Here is a 16,651-nt window from a genome sequence, read left to right as displayed (position 1 = left end):
GTTCGCAAGGCGTCCGCTCCCGGCCCCGTACTCTGCGATGGTATCGGCCCCGGCGAGGTCGGCTCGCCACAGGGGGGTTGACTAGGGAGCCAGGAACACCCCGAATGGGAGATTGCGGACGACCCAATAAAGAATCACCATTGCCAGGAACGCCCACAGGTAAGCGGGGTGGGCGAGCGTGGTGCGCCGCGGTCTGCCGCGCCACGCGTTCACCATCCACCGTCCCCACCAGAACAGCAGGAAGGGGACCATCGCCAGGGCCAGCGGGTTCAGGCCGAGCGCCGTCACCGGGTCGAGATGGGCGAGTGCGTGGATGGTGCGCAGCGTGCCGCACCCGGGGCAGTAGAGGCCCGTCGCCCACAGGAAGGGGCAGGTCGGGTAGTTGCCCGGCTGGTTGGGGTCGATCGTGCCGACGACCGCGAAGACGGCGCCGGCGGCCGCGGCCACACCGAGCGGCGCGAGCACTGCCTTGAGCCGGTCAGCGCCGCGCCGATCGAGGTTCGCGTCGGTCATGGTTATTTAGTACGTGCCATAGGTGGTCGTGACGCTCGCGGCGATAATCATGAAGAAGACGATGTAGCCCACGATGATGAGGGCGTACATCGCGATGCCCGCGATCAGCGACCGCTTCCACCAGGTCTTGGCCTCCTCGGACGCGGCCATGGCACCCTGCATGTCGCCGATCTGCCACTTCTGGTTGACCTGCGTCGACTTGACGATCGAGACGATGCCCAGGGGCAGGCAGCAGAACAGGGTCGTCAGGATGGCGGCGACCAGGTGGTTGTCCGGCGGGGTGCCGTATCCGCCGGGCTGCTGGCCGTAGCCGGGAGGCGGGCCGCCGTAGCCGCCGCCGCTCGGCGGCTGCTCGCCGTAACCGCCGTAACCGCCACCGCTCGGGGGCTGCTGACCATAGCCGCCGCCGCTCGGGGGCTGCTGGCCGTAGCCGCCACCGCTGGGCGGCTGCTGGCCGTAACCACCGCCGCTGGGCGGCTGCTGACCGTAGCCGCCACCGCTCGGGGGCTGCTGACCGTAACCGCCACCGGGCGGCTGGGCGCCATATCCGCCGTCGCCCTGGTTTCCGTAACTCATGTCCCTTTAACTCCTCATATCGTTAGTTCGTGGTGAGGTGCGCGCGGCAGCCTAGCGACAAACCATGGGCGACATGCAATAACGTTCAGCTTGCGGACAACTTGTAATCCGCCTGCAAAACTTCAGTAACCGGCCGACGCGGTCGCGGCGAGACCGGGCAGCGTCACCATCATGCCGCCGGCGGCCTGGGCGGACAGGCCCGGAAAGACATCCGTACGTGAACGAACTCAGCGCGATTCGGTGGGGTCGTCCCCGCGGTCGAGCGCGTCCCACAGGGCCCTGTCACCGTCGGCCCGGGGCCGGGGGCGGTCGGCCGCTCGCTCGTACCGGTCGGACATGCCGGCCCACCTGCCGCCGCGGATGACGGCGAGGACCCCGCCGGCGAGCATCAGCAGCGCGCCCAGCCCGGCGGCGGCGGGCCACGCTGTCACGACGTCCCACTCCAGCGGGCCCGCCGCGCTGAGCACGTTGTGCTCGCGCAGCCAGGTCTCGATCCCGGCCCGGCCGGTGGCGCCCCACGCCGCGGCCGCCGCGCCGATGCCGCACAGCGCCAGCAGGGCGCCGACGACGCGCCGTCCGGCGCCCTTGGTGGCCAGCACGGCGACGACCCCGGCCAGCCCCGCCAGGGCGAGCGGGGTCAGCACCGGGCTCAGGTCGCCGCCGGTGGGGACCGTCAGCTCGCCGCTCGCCCGTACGCCGTCCACCCAGGGGCGGCCCGCGGCGAGCAGCACCAGGAGGCAGCCCGCGGCCGTGAGCGCCACCCACAGCCACAGCTCCCGCCGGCCCGCGCCCTGCCCGGAGCCCATCTACCGCTCCGCGGGCGCGGCGGCGGCGCCCTGGACGGCCTGCAGCCGGTCGGCGTCGAAGCAGGTGCGGTCGCCGGTGTGGCACGCCGCGCCGACCTGGTCGACCCGGACCAGCAAGGTGTCGCCGTCGCAGTCGAGCGCGACCTCTCGCACGTACTGGACATGACCGGACGTGTCGCCCTTGACCCAGTATTCCTGGCGGCTGCGGGACCAGTACGTGGCCCTGCCGGTGGTGAGCGTGCGATGCAGCGCCTCGTCGTCCATCCAGGCGAGCATGAGCACCTCACCGGTGTCGTGCTGCTGGACGATCGCGGGCACCAGCCCGTCGCCGTCGCGCTTCAGTCTCGCGGCGATCTCGGGATCAAGCGGCATGCCGCCATTCAACCAGCCCCGCGGCGCGCTCCCGCACTCCCCCGTGCCGTGCGCCCTCCCCGTGAGCTCCAGGACGCGCGCGAAGGTCAGTCGAGGGCCTGGGAGAGGGTGTCGTAGATGGGGAAGAGCGGGGCCAGGTTGGTGCGGCGGAGCCGGCGCAGGACCTGGCCGTCCGGTGCGACCAGCGCCATGGTGCCGTCGCGTTCGCGCAGGGCGGCGAGCTGGCGCACCAGCACGCCCAGGCCCGTGGTGTCGATGAAGGTCAGCCTGCTGAGGTCGACGACCAGGCGCGGGCCGTGCGCCCGCACCGCCTCGGCGAGGCACGTGCGCACCTCCGACACGTTGTCCGCGTCGACCTCGCCGGCCAGGCTGACCACGGTCCGCTCGCCGTGTTTCCGGCGAGTCATCTGCAGCAGTTCCAACGCCATGCTCCTCACGCCCTGTGACAAGGCGGCCCGCGTCGAAGCTACACCTTTCCTTGGTCCGTCACTGACTGTTTTACGGAGAACGCACTGCGTGATATCGCTCCGACCGGTATCTTCGAGACCACGCCGATAGGGAGCGCATCGTGGTCCGTGTCACCGGCTCCGCCCTCGACCCCGACCTGGGCGACCACGTATGCCTGCCGTTCCTCGGCGACCGGGAGCGGCGGGCCGCGACCCGGCTGTTCACGCTCAACGGGCTGCGCCGCCGCACCAAGGTGCTGATCATCACGCACGCCGACTCCCCCGACCGCACGCGGGCGTGGCTGACGCCGCTGGTGCCGGGGTTCCGCGAGGCGGAGTCGGCCGGGCGGATCGAGATCGCCGGCACGCGTCTGACCGGCGGCCGGCCGGATCCCTGCCGGGCGCTCGACCGGCTGGAGGCCGCCCGGGAGCGGGCTCTCGCCCAGGGCTACCGGGGGCTGTACGCGCTGGTCGACGCCTCGTGGGGAGTGCACGACCCGCCGGGGCAGGTGGCGTCCGAGTCGGCGGTGAACGCGCTGTTCGGGCGGTGCGGGCTGGCGGCCGTCTGCCAGTACGACCGGGCGCTGTTCCCGTGTGAGGCGCTCGACAGGGTGACGGGCGTACACCCGATCTCGCCGGAGCAGGCGCTGCTGCGGTACGCCGCCACGTCGTCGCCGCCGGGGCTGCGGCTGCGGGGCGACGTCGACCTGACGAACCGCCAGGCGTTCGCCTCGATCCTGGCGCCGCTGCGGGCCGAGCGGGACGAGGTCGTGATCGACGCCACGGAGCTGGACTTCATCGACGCGGGCTCGGCGCAGCTGCTGGTGGCGATGGCCCTGGCCAGGAGGCCGGGGCGGACGGTGGTGGCGTGCGGCGGCCCGCTGGCGCGGCTGCTGCGCCTGCTGAAGGCGGGCGACGCCCTCGGCGTGCGCCCGGCCGGTGATGTGTAGGCAGATACTCTCGCAGACTTTCGCGCGCGGCCGGATCACGCTGCTGCGCAAGATGGTCACGGCCCGCGCCGCCCAGGAGGGGCTGGCGGGCCGGCGGCTGGAGGACTTCGTGGTGGCGGTCAACGAGGTGACCACGAACGCGGTCCTGCACGGCGGGGGCGGCGGGCGGCTGCGCCTGTGGTGGCAGCACGGGCGGCTGTGGTGCGAGGTCGCCGACGAGGGCCCCGGCCTGCCGCCGGGCTGGTCCACCGCCTCGCCCCCGCCCACCGCGTTCGAGGCGGGCGGGCGGGGCCTGTGGCTCACGCGGCTCCTGTGCGAGCAGCTCACGATCGTGTCGGGTCCCGGCGGTACGACGGTGACCTTCGCGGCGTCGTGAGCCGGTCAGGAGCGGGCGGCGGAGATCCAGGAGGCGTGCAGGTCGGCGTACACGCCGGGCTCGCCCACCAGCTCCGCGTGCGGGCCGCGCTGGACGAGCCGGCCGCCGTCGAAGACGAGGACCTCGTCGGCGTTCTCGGCGGTGGACAGGCGGTGCGCGATGGTGACGGCGGTGCGGCCGCGGGTGACGCCTTCCAGGGCGCGGGCCAGCCGCACCTCGGTGGCCGGGTCGACGGCCGAGGTCGCCTCGTCGAGCAGCAGCAGGTCGGGGTCGGCCAGGTAGGCGCGGGCCAGCGCGACGAGCTGGCGCTCGCCCGCCGACAGCGACTCGCCGCGCTGGCCGACCGGGGTGTCGAGGCCGGCGGGCAGGCCTTCCAGCCAGTCGGCCAGGCCCAGCTCGGTGAGGGCGAGCGTGATCTCCTCACGGGTGGCCGACGGCTTGCCGTACAGGATGTTCTCCTGGAGCGTGCCGTCGAACAGGAAGCCGTCCTGCGGCACCATGACGATGCGCTCGCGCAGCGAGGAGAAGCGGACGCCGCGCAGGTCGTGCCCGTCGACGAGGACGCGGCCCGAGACCGGGTCCATGAGGCGGGTGAGCAGCTTGGCGAAGGTGGTCTTGCCCGAGCCGGTCTCGCCGACGACGGCGAGGCGTGAGCGGGGCGGGATGTCCACGGTGACCTCGCGCAGCACGGGCGGGCCGCCGGGGTAGGCGAAGGTGACGTCCTCGAAGGCGACGGAGATGGGGCCGCGCGGCGGCGCGGTGCCGTCGTCGCCGGGGTCGGCCACGTCGGCGGGCGTGTCGATGACGCCGAGCACCCGCCGCCAGCCCGCGATGGCGTTCTGCGCCTCGTTGAGCACCTCGGTGGCGGTCTGCATCGGCGCCACGAACAGCGTGATGAGGAACAGGAAGGCGACCAGCTGGCCGGCGGTGATGTCGCCCGACAGGCCGAGCCGCACGCCGAGCAGCACGATCCCGGCGATGGCCAGGGCCGCCACGATCTCCGTCAGCGGGAACACGAACCCGACGATGGTCTGCGCCTTGACCTGGGCGGCCTTGTTGGCGTCCACGGCCTGGTCGATGCGCTCGGCGGTGCGCCGCTCGGTGGCGTAGGCGCGGATCACGGCGGCGCCCACGACGGACTCGCTGACCGCGGCCAGCATGTCGCCGGTGCGCTCACGTACCCGGGTGTAGGCGGCCGACAGCCAGCGCTGGAAGCGCGGCAACGCGATCATCAACGGCACGAAGCAGGCCCACACCAGCAGCGTGAGCTGCCAGGAGTAGACGAACATCAGCACGGAGGCGATGATCAGCTGCCCGAAGGCCATGATGATCATCAGCCCGCCCCACTGCATGAACGTGCTGATCTGGTCGATGTCGTTGGTGACGCGGGAGACCAGGGCGCCGCGCCGCTCGGTGTTCTGGGTGAGCACGGACAGGTCGTGCACGTGCCGGAAGCCGCGCACCCGCAGCGTGGCCAGCGACGACTCGGTCGCCTTGTAGAGCCGGACGTTCATCAGGTACGCGGCCGCCGCGGTCAGCAGCACCGCCATGGCGCACACCGCGACCATCCGGGTGATGTACGGCAGATCCGGATGGCCGGTGGCGATCCCGGTGTCGATGGTCTGCTGCACGGCCAGCGGAACGATGATCTTGCCGCTGGTGGCGATCACGGCCAGCACCAGCGTGACCCCCAGGCCCTTGCGGAACTCGGGGGTCAGCGACAGTCCTTGCCGGACCACGCCCCAGGCGGATCTCTCGGCACCGGCGCCGATGCGCCCGCTTTCGACGGTCATGCGCGGATCTCTTCCTCTTCGAGACCGGGCCGCCGGTCGGTGTCCGTGTCTGTGTCCGTGTCCGTGTCCGTGTCCGTGTCCGTGTCGAGCGTGGCCCGTTCCAGCTCCTCGCGCTCGTAGGCGGTCACCAGGTCGCGGTAGCCGGGGCAGCGGTCCAGCAGTTCCGCGTGGGTGCCGCGGTCGGCGACCCGGCCCCGGTCGAGGAAGACGACCTCGTCGGCGAGCGCGATCGTGGCCATCCGGTAGGCGACGACCACGACGGTCGACGCCTGCGACCGGTCTCGCAGCCCGTACAGGATCCTGGCTTCGACCTGCGGGTCGACGCTGGACGTGGCGTCGTCGAGTATGAGCAGGCGGGGCTCGCGGACGACCGCCCTGGCCAGCGCGAGGCGCTGGCGCTGGCCGCCGGACAGGGTGGTGCCGCGCTCGCCAACGTGGGTGCCGAGGCCGTCGCCGAGCCCGGCGACGAAGCCGTCGGCCTGCGCCAGGCGCAGCGCCCGCCACACCCGCTCGTCGTCGACGGGCAGGCCGAGCGCGATGTTGCCGCGTACGGTGTCGTCGAAGAGGAACGTCTGCTGCGGCACCAGCGCCACCGACTCGGCGATGCCGCCGTAGGGCAGGTCGCGCAGGTCCACGCCGTCGAGCCGGACCTGGCCCGAGGCGGGGTCCACGAGCCGGACCAGGAGCTGCACCAGCGTGGACTTGCCGGAGCCGGTGGGCCCGACCAGGGCGACGGTGCGCCCGGCGGGCACGTCGAAGCTGACCTCGTGCAGCACCTCGGTGTCGCCGTAGGCGTAGGAGACGTCCTTGACCTCCAGGGACGCGGGGCCGTCGGGCCGGGACGCGGTCTCGCCGTAGGTCATGGAGCCCTCGGCGTCCAGCACGGCCTGCACCCGGCCCCAGCCGACGACGCTGCGCGGCAGCTCGGCCAGCACCCAGCCGAGCGCCCTGATCGGGAACGACAGCAGCGTGAACAGGTAGGCGACCTGGACGAGCTGCCCGGAGTCGATCGAGCCGGTGGACAGCCGCAGCGCGCCGACGGCCAGGACGGCGAGCACGCCGAGCGTCGGCAGCGCCTCCAGCAGGGGGTCGAACAGGCCGCGCACCTTGCCGACGGCGATGTTGGCGTCGCGCAGCTCGTGGGCGCGACGGCGGAACCGGTCGGTCTCCAGCTCCTCCCTGCCGAGGGTCTTGACGACGAGCGCGCCGTCGAAGCTCTCGTGGGCGATCTCGCTCACCTCGGCCCGGAGCTGCTGGGCGCGAGTCACGAGAGGGCTGAGCCGGCGCTGGTAGACGAGGTTCAGCAGCGCGATGGCCGGGAAGATGAAGAAGCCGACCAGGGCGAGCATGAGGTCGGTGAACAGGATGCCGATCGCCGCGGTGAACAGCATGACGACCACGCCGACGGCCATCGGCAGCGGCGCCAGCGGCGCCCACGCGGCCTCGGCGTCGGAGCTGGCGTTCGACAGCAGCTGGCCGGTGGGGTGGCGGTGGTGCCAGGACAACGGCAGGCGCAGATACTGCTTGGTGACGTCGCGGCGGGAGCGGGCCTGCATGCGATACTGCATCAGCCCGGCCAGGATGCGCCGCCCGGCCACGCCCAGCGCCTTGAGCAGGGCGGTCCCCATGATGAGCAGCACGCCGGTCCAGAGCGCGCCGGTGGTGACCTCCCCCCGGTCGAACGCGGCGAGCACGACGTTCTGGGTCGCCCAGCCGAGCGCCCAGGCCGAGGCGACGGTCATCCCGCCGTAGACGGCGCTCGCCAGCACGGCGAAGGTGAACACCACCTTCTCGGTGCGAATGGCCACCCCAAGGACGCGAAGCCCTTGACGCATGACGGCCGAGGTGACCTTGTTCGCCACTCGGAAAATTCCTTTCACACCCGACGTTTCTACGTAAGTCACTATCACGTCTGATCGCCCCGTTATTCCCACAGGTAGGGTTGACGATGTGACTCACGCCCGTAGCGAACGCGCCGCACTCTGCGACCTGCTCGACCAGCTCGGCCCCGGAGAGCCGACCCTCTGCGAGGGCTGGGACACCTACGACCTGGCCGCGCACCTGGCGTTGCGCGAGCGCCGGCCCGACGCGATGCCGGGCATCGCGGTGCGCGCGCTGGCCGGCCACACGGCTTCGGTGCAGCGCGGGCTGAAGGCCAAGCACCCGTTCCCCGCGCTGGTCGCCCTGGTGCGCAAGCCCGGCGGCGTGTACGGGCTGCTGCCGTTCCTCGACACGGCGGTCAACACCATGGAGTTCTTCGTCCACCACGAGGACGTGCGGCGCGCCCAGCCGGGCTGGGAGCCGCGCGAGCTGCCCGCCGACTTCGAGGACCTGATCTGGAAGCGGCTGTCGGCCATGGCGAAGATGATGCTGCGCCGCGCCCCCGTCGGCGTGGTGCTCCACCGCCGGGGCGGCGGCGGGGCCAGGTCCGTGGTCCTGGGCGGCGCCCAGCAGGGTCCCAAGGTCGAGGTGAGCGGAACGGCGAGCGAACTGTTGCTTTTCTGCTTCGGCCGCCAGGCGCATTCCCGCGCCGAGCTGAGCGGCGACGCCGACGCGATCGAGCGGCTGAGGAGCGCCCGGCTGGGCGTCTGACCAGGGGCGGGGCATGGTGACGAGGGTCACGGCACACCCTCACCTGCGACGCCGGAAAACCCTTGCGCGGAAGGCGCTCCCGCGGCGCCGGCAGGCCGTACCATGGGCCAGAGACAAGCCCCCCGGTTAGGATCATGAACATCTTCACAGAAGATGCAAGGTGATCGCCCAGATCCGGGTATATACGGCTGGGAACGGACTGCAGGAGGCCCCCCATGCAGGTCAAGAAGGTGCTCACGTACGTGTTGGTGGCGTTCGTGGTCTTCTACCTGTTCACCCGGCCGGCCGAAGCCGCCGCCGCGGTCAACGGAGTATTTGACGGAATCATCAACGGAGCCAACCAGTTGGCTGTCTTCTTTACCAATGTCTTGACCTGATAGTCGGTCCTGTCTGCGGAAGATGCTTCCCCGCGCCGCCCAGACGTGTTACGCAGGCAGGATGACAGATCGTCCAGGCGCCAACACGCTCCACCAGCCCGACCCCGGGGTCGGGCGCATCCTCGAGCGAGCGGAGCTCGAAGGCGTGGAGCTGATCCGCTTTCTGTACGTCGACCACGGCGGCGTCGTCCGCGGCAAGGCCGCCTCCCGGTCGCGTCTCGCGGAGCGGCTCACGTCCGGCATCGGGCACACGGTGGCCATGATGGCGATGAACATGCTCGACCAGTTGCAGGACGTCGAGCACATGGGTCCGGTGGGCGAGGTGCGCATCGTTCCCGACCCCTCCACCTACGTCACCCTCCCCCACGCGCCCGGCGCGGCCGCGATGCTGTCAGACCTGCGCCTGCCCGACGGCTCCCCCTGGGAGGCCTGCTCGCGCTCCTTCCTCAAGGACGCGGTGGCCTCACTCGCGGCCGAGGGCTACCTGCTGCTGGCGGCCTTCGAGCCGGAGTTCACGCTCGGCCGCCGGCTCCCCGATCCGTCCGGCGGGCCCGACCGCCTGGTCCCGATCGACGACTCCCTCTGCTACGCGGGCACCGGCTTCGACACCGCGCACGACTACACGATCAAGCTGATCCGCGCCCTGGAGACCCAGGGGCTACGGGTCGAGCACTGCCATCCCGAGCTCGGCCCCGGCCAGCAGGAGCTGTCCGTACGCCACGCGCCCGCGCTGCGCGCCGCCGACAACCACGTGCTCTACCGCGAGACCGTGCGCGGGGTCGCCATGCGCATGGCGATGTGGGCGTCGCTCGCCCCCAAACCCTTGGCCGACCAGGCGGGCAACGGCGCCCATCTGCACCTGTCGCTGTGGCGCGACGGCACGAACGTGTTCGGCGAGGACGGCGACGTGCGCGCCTGGTTCATCGGCGGGCTCCTCGCCCACCTGCCCGCGCTGACCGCGCTCACCTGCGGCAGCGTCAACAGCTTCCGCCGCCTGGCGCCGCGCAGGTGGTCGAGCGCGTACGCCGTCTACGGCCCCGACAACAGGGAGGCGGCGGTCCGCGTCTGCTCGCCGCTGGGCGAGCTCGGCGAGCCCAATCTGGAGCTGAAGCCGTCCGACTCCTCCGCCAACCCCTACCTGTCGCTCGGCGCGGTCATCCACGCGGGGATGGACGGCATCCGCCGCAAGCTCGACCCGGGCGAGCCGGTCACGGTCGACCCCGACACCCGCCCCGGCCTCTACCCGCGCCTGCCCGCCTCCCTGGACGAGGCGCTCGACGCGCTGGAGGCGGACGAGACGCTGACGGAGGCGCTGGGCCCGCTGCGGCGCGACGCCTTCCTCGCGGTCAAGCGCTCGGAGGCGGCCGCGTTCGCCGGACGGGACGCCTCCTACGAGTGCTTCCAGCACATGCGGGTGTTCTAGCGGACCGGGTGGCCGGCCGCCCGGAGGGTGTCCTTCACCTCGGCGATCTTCAGCGTGCCGAAGTGGAACACGCTGGCGGCCAGCACCGCGTCGGCGCCGGCCGCCACGGCGGGAGGGAAGTCCTCCAGGCGCCCGGCCCCGCCGCTGGCGATCACCGGCACCCGCACGACGGCCCGGACCGCGCGGATCATCTCCAGGTCGTAGCCGTCGAGGGTGCCGTCGCCGTCCATCGAGTTGAGCAGGATCTCGCCCACGCCCAGCTCCTCGCCCCTGGCCGCCCACTCCACCGCGTCGATGCCGGTGCCGCGGCGGCCGCCGTGGGTGGTGACCTCGAAGCCGCTCGGCGTGCCCGGCGCCCGCCGGGCGTCGACCGACAGCACCACGCACTGCGCGCCGAACCGGCGCGACGCCTCGGTGAGCAGCTCCGGCCTGGCGATCGCCGCGGTGTTGAGCGACACCTTGTCGGCGCCCGCGCGCAGCAGCCGGTCGACGTCGTCGGCGGACCGAACCCCGCCGCCCACGGTGAGCGGGATGAACACCTGCTCGGCCGTGCGGCGCACGACGTCCAGCATGGTGTCGCGCTCACCTGAGGAGGCGGTGATGTCGAGGAAGGTCAGCTCGTCGGCGCCCTCCTCGTCATAGCGCCTGGCCAGCTCCACCGGGTCGCCCGCGTCGCGCAGGTTCTCGAAGTTGACGCCCTTGACCACCCGCCCGGCGTCGACGTCCAGGCAGGGGATCACTCTGACGGCTACGGTCATGCTCGTTGTGCCTCTATCTCGATCTCTACCAGCATCCTCGGGTCGACCAGGCCGGCCACCCGCACTCCGGTGCAGGCCGGACGGACCTTGCCGAACACCTCCGCGATGGCCTTGCCCACCTGGTCGAAGTGGCGCTGATCCACCACGTAGTAGCGCACCATGACGACGTCCTCGCGCGACAGCCCGCCCTTCACCACGGCCTCCAGCGCGATCTCCATCGCGGTGAGCGCCTGATGGTAGGGGTCGCCGACGTGGCGGACCTCCCCCTCGACGGTGGAGGTGCAGCCCGACACGATGACCCGGTCTCCGGCGATGACCGCTCGCGCGTATCCGTACTTCTCCTCCCAGACGCCGCCCGAAAACACCCGCGTGCCGATGCTGTCCATGCTCATGGTGCCCATCACGCCCCCTCCCGACAGGGATCTAACTGCGGACAGTGGCCAGTGCGCTCTCCAGCGTGAACGCCTGGGCGTACAGGGCCCTTCCCACGATGGCACCTTCCACGCCGTCGGGGACGAGAGAAGCCAGTGCGGACAGGTCGTCGAGCGAGGAGATGCCGCCGCTGGCCACGACGGGCCTGTCGGTGCGTGCGCAGACCTGCTTCAGCAGGTCGAGGTTGGGGCCCTTGAGCGTGCCGTCCTTGGTAACGTCGGTGACCACGTAGCGGGGGCAGCCGTCGGCCTCCAGCCGGTCGAACACCTCCCACAGGTCACCGGCGTCCTCGGTCCAGCCGCGGGCGGCGAGCGTGGTGCCGCGCACGTCCAGGCCGACCGCGATCTTGTCGCCGTGCTCAGCGATGATCTTGCGGCACCACTCGGGGTTCTCCAGCGCGGCCGTGCCGATGTTGACCCGGCGGCAGCCGGTGGCCAGCGCCGCCGCCAGCGACTCGTCGTCGCGGATGCCGCCCGACAACTCCACGTTCACGTCCAGCCGGCCGATCAGGTCGGTGATCAGCTCGCGGTTGGAGCCGCGGCCGAAGGCCGCGTCCAGGTCGACCAGATGGATCCACTCCGCGCCCGCCTCCTGCCAGGCCAGCGCGGCGGCCAGCGGCTCGCCGTAGCCGGTCTCGGTCCCGGCCTCACCCTGGACGAGGCGTACGGCCTCGCCGTACGCGACGTCCACGGCGGGGAGCAAAACGAGCGACATCAGGTCCTCCGGTCGAAAGCGAGTGTGACGAGTACGGGGAGCAGGAGCAGGGAGCAGACGAACACGCCGAAGGTCACCAGCGGCGAGCCCCACATCAGCCAGGCCAGCACCTGCACGAGGAGGAAGCCCAGCGCGACCGCGGCGTTCTGGGCGCGGTGGCGGCGGGCCAGCAGCCCGCCCTGCCGCGCGACCCGGACCGGGCGCGGCACCAGGCGGGCCAGTGCCGCCCTGCGACGGGCGCGGCGGGCCTGGCGCTCCTCGTTGAGGCGGATGGCCCGCGCCCGCGCGGCCTCGCGCTCGGCGCGGCGGCGCGCCCGCTCCTTACTCAAGGGTGCCGAGCCAGTTGCTCAGCAGCGCGGCGCCGGCGTCGCCGGACTTCTCCGGGTGGAACTGGGTGGCCATCAGCGGGCCGTTCTCGACCGCGGCCACGAACGGCACGCCGTGCTCGGCCCAGGTGACCACCGGCTCGGCGAAGCCGTCGCCGGTGCGCAGCTCCCACTCGCGCACCCCGTAGGAGTGCACGAAGTAGAAGCGGGTGGCGGGGTCGATCCCGGCGAACAGCACGCTGCCCGCCGGCGCCTTGACGGTGTTCCAGCCCATGTGCGGCAGCACCGGCGCGTCGAGCCGCTCGACCGTGCCCGGCCACTCGTCGCAGCCGGCGGTCTGCACGCCGTGCTCGACGCCGCGGGCGAACAGGATCTGCATGCCGACGCAGATGCCCAGCACCGGCCGGCCGCCGGCCAGCCTCCTGCCGACGATCTGGTCGCCGCGCACGCCTTTGAGACCGGCCATGCAGGCGGCGAACGCGCCGACGCCCGGCACCACCAGGCCGTCGCACTCCAGCGCGGCGTCGAAGTCGGAGGTGACGGTCACATCGGCGCCGACCCTGGCCAGCGCCCGCTCGGCCGAGCGGAGGTTGCCGGACCCGTAGTCGAGCACCACGACGTTCTTGCTCACCACCACATCACCCCCGCGAACAGTGCCATCGCCGCGCCCAGCCCGCACACGGCGGCCCCGACCTTCATGCCCTGCTTGATCAGCGACACCACGCCGCCGATGAGGAACAGGCCGAGGAACACCATGATGACGGCGATCGCGTTTTCGGTCATAGCACGCCCTTGGTGCTCGGCACCCCGGTCGACCGCGGGTCACGCTCCGACGCCGCGCGCAGCGCCCTGGCCAGCGCCTTGAACTGCGCCTCCACGATGTGGTGGGCGTTGCGGCCGTACGGGACGCGGACGTGCAGGCAGATGGCGGCCTGGGCGACGATCGACTCCAGGATGTGGCGCGTCATCGTGGTGTCGTAGTCGGGGCCGATCATCGGGGCCATGCCCTCGGGCTCGGAGTGGACCAGGTAGGGGCGGCCGGACAGGTCGACGGTGACCTCGGCGAGCGCCTCGTCGAGCGGGCACGACGCACTACCGAACCGCCTGATGCCCGACTTGTCGCCCAGCGCCTCGCGGAGCGCGGCGCCCAGCGCGAGCGCGGTGTCCTCGATCGTGTGGTGGGAGTCGATGTGCAGGTCGCCCTCGGTCTTGACGGTCAGGTCGATCAGCCCGTGCTTGCCGATCTGCGCCAGCATGTGGTCGAAGAAGCCGACCCCGGTGGACACGTCCACGGCGCCCGTGCCGTCGAGGTTGACCTCGACCAGGACGGACGTCTCCTTCGTCGTGCGCTCGACGCGGCCTACGCGACTCACAGAACTCCCTCCATGGCGGCGCGGAACGCCGCCATCTCCTCACCGGTGCCGATCGACACCCTCAGCCATTCGGGCGGGCCCACCTCGCGGATGAGCACGCCCCTCGCCAGCAGCCCCTCCCACACCGCGCGCCGGTCGGGGAAACGCCCGAACAGCACGAAGTTGGCGTCGGAGTCGGCGACCGCCAGCCCCTTGGACCGCAGCCAGTCAACCGTAGCGTCACGCTCCCGCCGCAGCGCGTCGACGGTGCCCAGCAGCTCCGCGCGGTGGCACAGCGCCACCAGCGCCGCCGTCTGGGTGAGCGTCGACAGATGGTACGGCAGCCGCACCAGCAGCAGCGCCTCCACCACGGCGGGGTGGGCGGCCAGGTAGCCCAGCCGGGTGCCGGCCATGGCGAACGCCTTGGACATGGTGCGGGTGACGATCAGCCTGGGGTGGCGCGGCAGCAGGGTGAGCGCCGACGGCGTGCCCTCGCGGGCGAACTCGGCGTAGGCCTCGTCGACCACGACCATGCCGGGCGCCGCGTCCAGGATCGCCTCGATCGTCTCCAGTGGCTGGGCGGTGCCCGTCGGGTTGTTGGGCGAGGCCACGAACACGACGTCGGGCCGGTGCTCGCCGATCGCCGCCACGACCTTGCCCGGGTCGAGCGAGAAGTCCTCCTCGCGGGCGGCGTGGATCCACTCGGTGCTGGTGCCGGTCGTGATGATCGGGTGCATCGAGTAGGAAGGCTCGAACCCCAGCGCGCTGCGGCCGTGGCCGCCGAACGCCTGCAGGATCTGCTGGATGATCTCGTTGGAGCCGTTGGCCGCCCACACCTGCGCGGTGGTCAGGCCGTGGCCCAGGTAGTCGGCCAGCGCGGCGCGCAGCTCGACGGCGTCTCTGTCGGGGTAGCGGTTGAGCTCGCCCGAGACCCTGCCGACCGCCTCGGCCAGGTCGGCGACCAGCTCGGCGGACGGAGGATGCGGGTTCTCGTTGGTGTTGAGCCGCACGGGGACGTCGATCTGCGGCGCCCCGTAGGGGCTCTTGCCGCGCAGGTCGTCGCGGATGGGCAGGTCGTCCAGGTTCATGACGGCACCTGCCAGTCGAAGCGGGCGCGGATCGCGGCGCCGTGGGCGGGCAGGTCCTCGGCGTCGGCCAGCACCGACACGTGGGCGGCCGCCTCGGCCAGGGCCTCACGGGTGTAGTCGACGACGTGGATGCCGCGCAGGAACGTCTGCACCGACAGCCCGCCGGAGTGGCAGGCGCAGCCGCCGGTGGGCAGCACGTGGTTGGACCCCGCGAGGTAGTCGCCCAGCGAGACCGGGGCGTACGGGCCGACGAAGACCGCGCCGGCGTTGCGTACCCGGGCGGCCACGGCGGCGGCGTCGGCGGTCTGGATCTCCAGGTGCTCGGCGGCGTAGGCGTCGACCACCTTCAGGCCGGCCTCGAGGTCGTCGACCAGCACGATCGCGGACTGGCGGCCGCGCAGCGCCTCGGCGATGCGCTCGCTGTGGCGGGTGGCCGCCACCTGGGCGGGCAGCTCCTTCTCCACGCCCTCGGCCAGCTCCTCGCTGTCGGTGACGAGGACGGCGGCGGCGATGACGTCGTGCTCGGCCTGGCTGATCAGGTCGGCGGCGACGTGCACCGGGTCGGCGGTGGCGTCGGCCAGGATCGCGATCTCGGTGGGGCCGGCCTCGCTGTCGATGCCGATGCGGCCCTTGAGCAGCCGCTTGGCCGCGGCCACCCAGATGTTGCCGGGGCCGGTGACCATGGTGGCGGGCGGGCACTCCTCGGTGCCGTAGGCGAACATGGCCACGGCCTGGGCGCCGCCCGCGGAGTAGACCTCGTCGACGCCGAGCAGCGCGCAGGCGGCCAGGATCGACGGGTGCGGCAGGCCGCCGAACTCCCGCTGGGCGGGGCTGGTCACCGCCAGCGAGGGCACCCCGGCCTCCTGGGCCGGGACGACGTTCATCACCACCGACGACGGGTAGACGGCGCGCCCGCCGGGCACGTAGAGGCCCACGCGGTCGACCGGCACCCACCGCTCGGTGACGGTGCCGCCGGGCACCACCTGGGTGGTGACCTCGGTGCGGCGCTGGTCGCGGTGGACCAGCCTGGTGCGGCGGATGGACTCCTCCAGCGCGGCCCTGACCTTCGGGTCGAGCCCGGCGAGCGCCCCGGCGATCGCCTCGGCGGGCACCCGGGTGGTGGCGATCTCGACACCGTCGAACCTGGCGGTCAGCTCCCGTACGGCTGCCGCCCCGCGATGGCGCACGTCCTCGCAGATGGGCCGCACCTTCTCCAGGGCGGCCTCGACGTCGAGCTCGGCGCGGGGCAGCACGTCGCGCAGGTCCGCAGGAAGGGACCCGCGCATGTCGATACGGGAAATCACCCCCACAGTCTACGGAGTCCAACCCCTGAATCCGCTTCCGTCCAGCATGCGGACACTCCGGGCGAGCCCAAGAGGGACGGCCGGGTAAAACTCGGCGCTGACGCCTCCCCATGATCCGAGGGAACTGACACACCCGCCCTTTGACGAGCCTTTCCCTCCGGCCATCGGACTTTATGTCTACTTTGTCATTACTTGTGCTTTACCTACACCTTTGTACGATCCTGGCATGGCGATCTGGCGTGCCCCGGGCGGCATCGTGGTGGAGGCCATCGTGCTCGACGACCGGCCGCTCCTCCGCATCTCACACGACATCGGCGGCCGCCTCTACCTGCAGGGATACTGCGCCAGCGTGACCGAGCTCGCCCTGCACGGGGTCGACCTGGGCCAGCTCGTCGAGGACGGCCACGCCCCGGCTTGACCGAACTGTCAGGTTATTTCGGGTTACGTCCACGA

22 protein-coding genes are annotated in these 16,651 nt (G+C 72.0%); 6 read left to right on the top strand and 16 right to left on the bottom strand.

Translation table 11 applies throughout. The features are described from left to right. Positions 1-81 precede the first annotated feature (81 nt). The 5 genes from KME79_RS04800 to KME79_RS04780 form a co-directional block, all read right to left on the bottom strand. Entirely contained in the window at positions 82-513 is a 432-nt protein-coding gene (locus KME79_RS04800) for a DUF2752 domain-containing protein (RefSeq protein ID WP_148032629.1), read from the bottom strand. A gap of 6 nt (positions 514-519) precedes the next feature. Further along, positions 520-1,089 (bottom strand): CD225/dispanin family protein, encoded by a 570-nt coding sequence (locus KME79_RS04795; RefSeq protein ID WP_148032630.1) that lies wholly within the window; start codon positions 1,087-1,089, stop codon positions 520-522. A gap of 227 nt (positions 1,090-1,316) precedes the next feature. Further along, positions 1,317-1,895, bottom strand: a complete 579-nt coding sequence (locus KME79_RS04790) for a Trp biosynthesis-associated membrane protein (protein ID WP_219543444.1) — start codon at positions 1,893-1,895, stop codon at positions 1,317-1,319. Next, entirely contained in the window at positions 1,896-2,267 is a 372-nt protein-coding gene (hisI, locus tag KME79_RS04785) for a phosphoribosyl-AMP cyclohydrolase (RefSeq protein WP_219543443.1), read from the bottom strand. Between the two features lie 86 nt (positions 2,268-2,353). Then, complete coding sequence (locus KME79_RS04780) at positions 2,354-2,695, bottom strand: STAS domain-containing protein (protein ID WP_148032633.1); 342 nt, start codon at positions 2,693-2,695, stop codon at positions 2,354-2,356. 140 nt (positions 2,696-2,835) lie between these two features. On the opposite strand from KME79_RS04780, the gene KME79_RS04775 reads away from it, so the two are divergent. Both KME79_RS04775 and KME79_RS04770 read left to right on the top strand, forming a co-directional pair. Next, positions 2,836-3,663 (top strand): MEDS and STAS domain-containing protein, encoded by an 828-nt coding sequence (locus KME79_RS04775; RefSeq protein ID WP_219543442.1) that lies wholly within the window; start codon positions 2,836-2,838, stop codon positions 3,661-3,663. Further along, positions 3,656-4,039 carry an ATP-binding protein gene (locus KME79_RS04770; protein WP_219543441.1) on the top strand — a complete coding sequence of 128 codons (384 nt, stop codon included), beginning with the start codon at positions 3,656-3,658 and terminating at the stop codon, positions 4,037-4,039. The genes KME79_RS04775 and KME79_RS04770 overlap by 8 nt, the downstream gene beginning before the upstream one ends. Positions 4,040-4,044: 5 nt before the next feature. Here the strand turns inward: KME79_RS04770 and KME79_RS04765 are convergent, their stop codons facing one another. Both KME79_RS04765 and KME79_RS04760 read right to left on the bottom strand, forming a co-directional pair. Further along, positions 4,045-5,832: an ABC transporter ATP-binding protein gene (locus KME79_RS04765; RefSeq protein WP_148032636.1), complete on the bottom strand. Its 1,788-nt coding sequence runs from the start codon at positions 5,830-5,832 to the stop codon at positions 4,045-4,047. Beyond that, entirely contained in the window at positions 5,829-7,667 is a 1,839-nt protein-coding gene (locus KME79_RS04760) for an ABC transporter ATP-binding protein (protein ID WP_219543492.1), read from the bottom strand. Before KME79_RS04760 ends, KME79_RS04765 begins: the two co-directional genes overlap by 4 nt. Before the next feature lie 115 nt (positions 7,668-7,782). Here KME79_RS04760 and KME79_RS04755 point away from each other — a divergent pair, with 115 nt between their 5' ends. From KME79_RS04755 to KME79_RS04745, 3 genes are all read left to right on the top strand, one after another. Next, positions 7,783-8,424, top strand: a complete 642-nt coding sequence (locus KME79_RS04755) for a TIGR03085 family metal-binding protein (protein ID WP_219543440.1) — start codon at positions 7,783-7,785, stop codon at positions 8,422-8,424. 215 nt (positions 8,425-8,639) lie between these two features. After that, entirely contained in the window at positions 8,640-8,801 is a 162-nt protein-coding gene (locus KME79_RS04750) for a hypothetical protein (RefSeq protein WP_187281247.1), read from the top strand. 61 nt (positions 8,802-8,862) lie between these two features. Further along, positions 8,863-10,224, top strand: a complete 1,362-nt coding sequence (locus KME79_RS04745) for a glutamine synthetase family protein (RefSeq protein WP_219543439.1) — start codon at positions 8,863-8,865, stop codon at positions 10,222-10,224. On the opposite strand, the gene hisF is transcribed toward KME79_RS04745, so the two are convergent. From hisF to hisD, 9 genes are read right to left on the bottom strand one after another with little or no spacing between them, the layout of a single operon-like run. Next, positions 10,221-10,982, bottom strand: coding sequence for an imidazole glycerol phosphate synthase subunit HisF (hisF, locus tag KME79_RS04740; protein WP_148032640.1), 762 nt, complete (start codon positions 10,980-10,982; stop codon positions 10,221-10,223). The two genes, KME79_RS04745 and hisF, sit on opposite strands and share 4 nt — an antisense overlap. Then, entirely contained in the window at positions 10,979-11,374 is a 396-nt protein-coding gene (locus KME79_RS04735) for a Rid family hydrolase (protein ID WP_246639251.1), read from the bottom strand. Before KME79_RS04735 ends, hisF begins: the two co-directional genes overlap by 4 nt. 31 nt (positions 11,375-11,405) lie before the next feature. Continuing rightward, positions 11,406-12,128: a bifunctional 1-(5-phosphoribosyl)-5-((5-phosphoribosylamino)methylideneamino)imidazole-4-carboxamide isomerase/phosphoribosylanthranilate isomerase PriA gene (priA, locus tag KME79_RS04730; RefSeq protein ID WP_148032641.1), complete on the bottom strand. Its 723-nt coding sequence runs from the start codon at positions 12,126-12,128 to the stop codon at positions 11,406-11,408. Then, positions 12,128-12,457 carry a hypothetical protein gene (locus KME79_RS04725; protein WP_148032642.1) on the bottom strand — a complete coding sequence of 110 codons (330 nt, stop codon included), beginning with the start codon at positions 12,455-12,457 and terminating at the stop codon, positions 12,128-12,130. Before KME79_RS04725 ends, priA begins: the two co-directional genes overlap by 1 nt. Next, on the bottom strand, positions 12,450-13,085 hold the full coding sequence (gene hisH, locus KME79_RS04720; protein ID WP_187281248.1) for an imidazole glycerol phosphate synthase subunit HisH: 636 nt from the start codon (positions 13,083-13,085) through the stop codon (positions 12,450-12,452). Before hisH ends, KME79_RS04725 begins: the two co-directional genes overlap by 8 nt. Continuing rightward, complete coding sequence (locus KME79_RS04715; protein WP_187281249.1) at positions 13,082-13,237, bottom strand: CG2302 family histidine operon protein; 156 nt, start codon at positions 13,235-13,237, stop codon at positions 13,082-13,084. The genes hisH and KME79_RS04715 overlap by 4 nt, the downstream gene beginning before the upstream one ends. Continuing rightward, positions 13,234-13,827, bottom strand: a complete 594-nt coding sequence (gene hisB, locus KME79_RS04710) for an imidazoleglycerol-phosphate dehydratase HisB (protein WP_148032644.1) — start codon at positions 13,825-13,827, stop codon at positions 13,234-13,236. The genes KME79_RS04715 and hisB overlap by 4 nt, the downstream gene beginning before the upstream one ends. Further along, complete coding sequence (locus tag KME79_RS04705) at positions 13,824-14,894, bottom strand: histidinol-phosphate transaminase (RefSeq protein ID WP_219543438.1); 1,071 nt, start codon at positions 14,892-14,894, stop codon at positions 13,824-13,826. Before KME79_RS04705 ends, hisB begins: the two co-directional genes overlap by 4 nt. Further along, on the bottom strand, positions 14,891-16,198 hold the full coding sequence (gene hisD, locus KME79_RS04700; RefSeq protein ID WP_219543437.1) for a histidinol dehydrogenase: 1,308 nt from the start codon (positions 16,196-16,198) through the stop codon (positions 14,891-14,893). The genes KME79_RS04705 and hisD overlap by 4 nt, the downstream gene beginning before the upstream one ends. Before the next feature lie 226 nt (positions 16,199-16,424). Between hisD and KME79_RS04695 the strand changes: the two genes are divergently transcribed. Further along, a complete protein-coding gene (locus KME79_RS04695; RefSeq protein WP_148032647.1) occupies positions 16,425-16,616 on the top strand; it encodes a hypothetical protein in 192 nt (63 codons plus the stop codon). Positions 16,617-16,651: the final 35 nt, after the last annotated feature.

Origin of the sequence: Nonomuraea harbinensis, assembly GCF_019396385.1 — a bacterium.
GTDB classification, from domain to species: Bacteria; Actinomycetota; Actinomycetes; order Streptosporangiales; family Streptosporangiaceae; genus Nonomuraea; species Nonomuraea ferruginea.
The sequence above is the reverse complement of the archived record's forward strand: the minus strand, read 5'-3'. Positions and strand labels throughout refer to the sequence as shown.

What these genes read in the sequence shown, in the direction of transcription:
- KME79_RS04800 (WP_148032629.1), bottom strand. Translation starts at nt 513, where the DNA reads ATGACCGACGCGAACCTCGATCGGCGCGGCGCTGACCGGCTCAAGGCA.
- KME79_RS04795 (WP_148032630.1), bottom strand. Translation starts at nt 1,089, where the DNA reads ATGAGTTACGGAAACCAGGGCGACGGCGGATATGGCGCCCAGCCGCCC.
- KME79_RS04790 (WP_219543444.1), bottom strand. Translation starts at nt 1,895, where the DNA reads ATGGGCTCCGGGCAGGGCGCGGGCCGGCGGGAGCTGTGGCTGTGGGTG.
- hisI (WP_219543443.1), bottom strand. Translation starts at nt 2,267, where the DNA reads ATGCCGCTTGATCCCGAGATCGCCGCGAGACTGAAGCGCGACGGCGAC.
- KME79_RS04780 (WP_148032633.1), bottom strand. Translation starts at nt 2,695, where the DNA reads ATGGCGTTGGAACTGCTGCAGATGACTCGCCGGAAACACGGCGAGCGG.
- KME79_RS04770 (WP_219543441.1), top strand. Translation starts at nt 3,656, where the DNA reads ATGTGTAGGCAGATACTCTCGCAGACTTTCGCGCGCGGCCGGATCACG.
- KME79_RS04765 (WP_148032636.1), bottom strand. Translation starts at nt 5,832, where the DNA reads ATGACCGTCGAAAGCGGGCGCATCGGCGCCGGTGCCGAGAGATCCGCC.
- KME79_RS04760 (WP_219543492.1), bottom strand. Translation starts at nt 7,667, where the DNA reads ATGCGTCAAGGGCTTCGCGTCCTTGGGGTGGCCATTCGCACCGAGAAG.
- KME79_RS04750 (WP_187281247.1), top strand. Translation starts at nt 8,640, where the DNA reads ATGCAGGTCAAGAAGGTGCTCACGTACGTGTTGGTGGCGTTCGTGGTC.
- KME79_RS04745 (WP_219543439.1), top strand. Translation starts at nt 8,863, where the DNA reads ATGACAGATCGTCCAGGCGCCAACACGCTCCACCAGCCCGACCCCGGG.
- hisF (WP_148032640.1), bottom strand. Translation starts at nt 10,982, where the DNA reads ATGACCGTAGCCGTCAGAGTGATCCCCTGCCTGGACGTCGACGCCGGG.
- KME79_RS04735 (WP_246639251.1), bottom strand. Translation starts at nt 11,374, where the DNA reads ATGAGCATGGACAGCATCGGCACGCGGGTGTTTTCGGGCGGCGTCTGG.
- priA (WP_148032641.1), bottom strand. Translation starts at nt 12,128, where the DNA reads ATGTCGCTCGTTTTGCTCCCCGCCGTGGACGTCGCGTACGGCGAGGCC.
- KME79_RS04715 (WP_187281249.1), bottom strand. Translation starts at nt 13,237, where the DNA reads ATGACCGAAAACGCGATCGCCGTCATCATGGTGTTCCTCGGCCTGTTC.
- KME79_RS04705 (WP_219543438.1), bottom strand. Translation starts at nt 14,894, where the DNA reads ATGAACCTGGACGACCTGCCCATCCGCGACGACCTGCGCGGCAAGAGC.
- KME79_RS04695 (WP_148032647.1), top strand. Translation starts at nt 16,425, where the DNA reads ATGGCGATCTGGCGTGCCCCGGGCGGCATCGTGGTGGAGGCCATCGTG.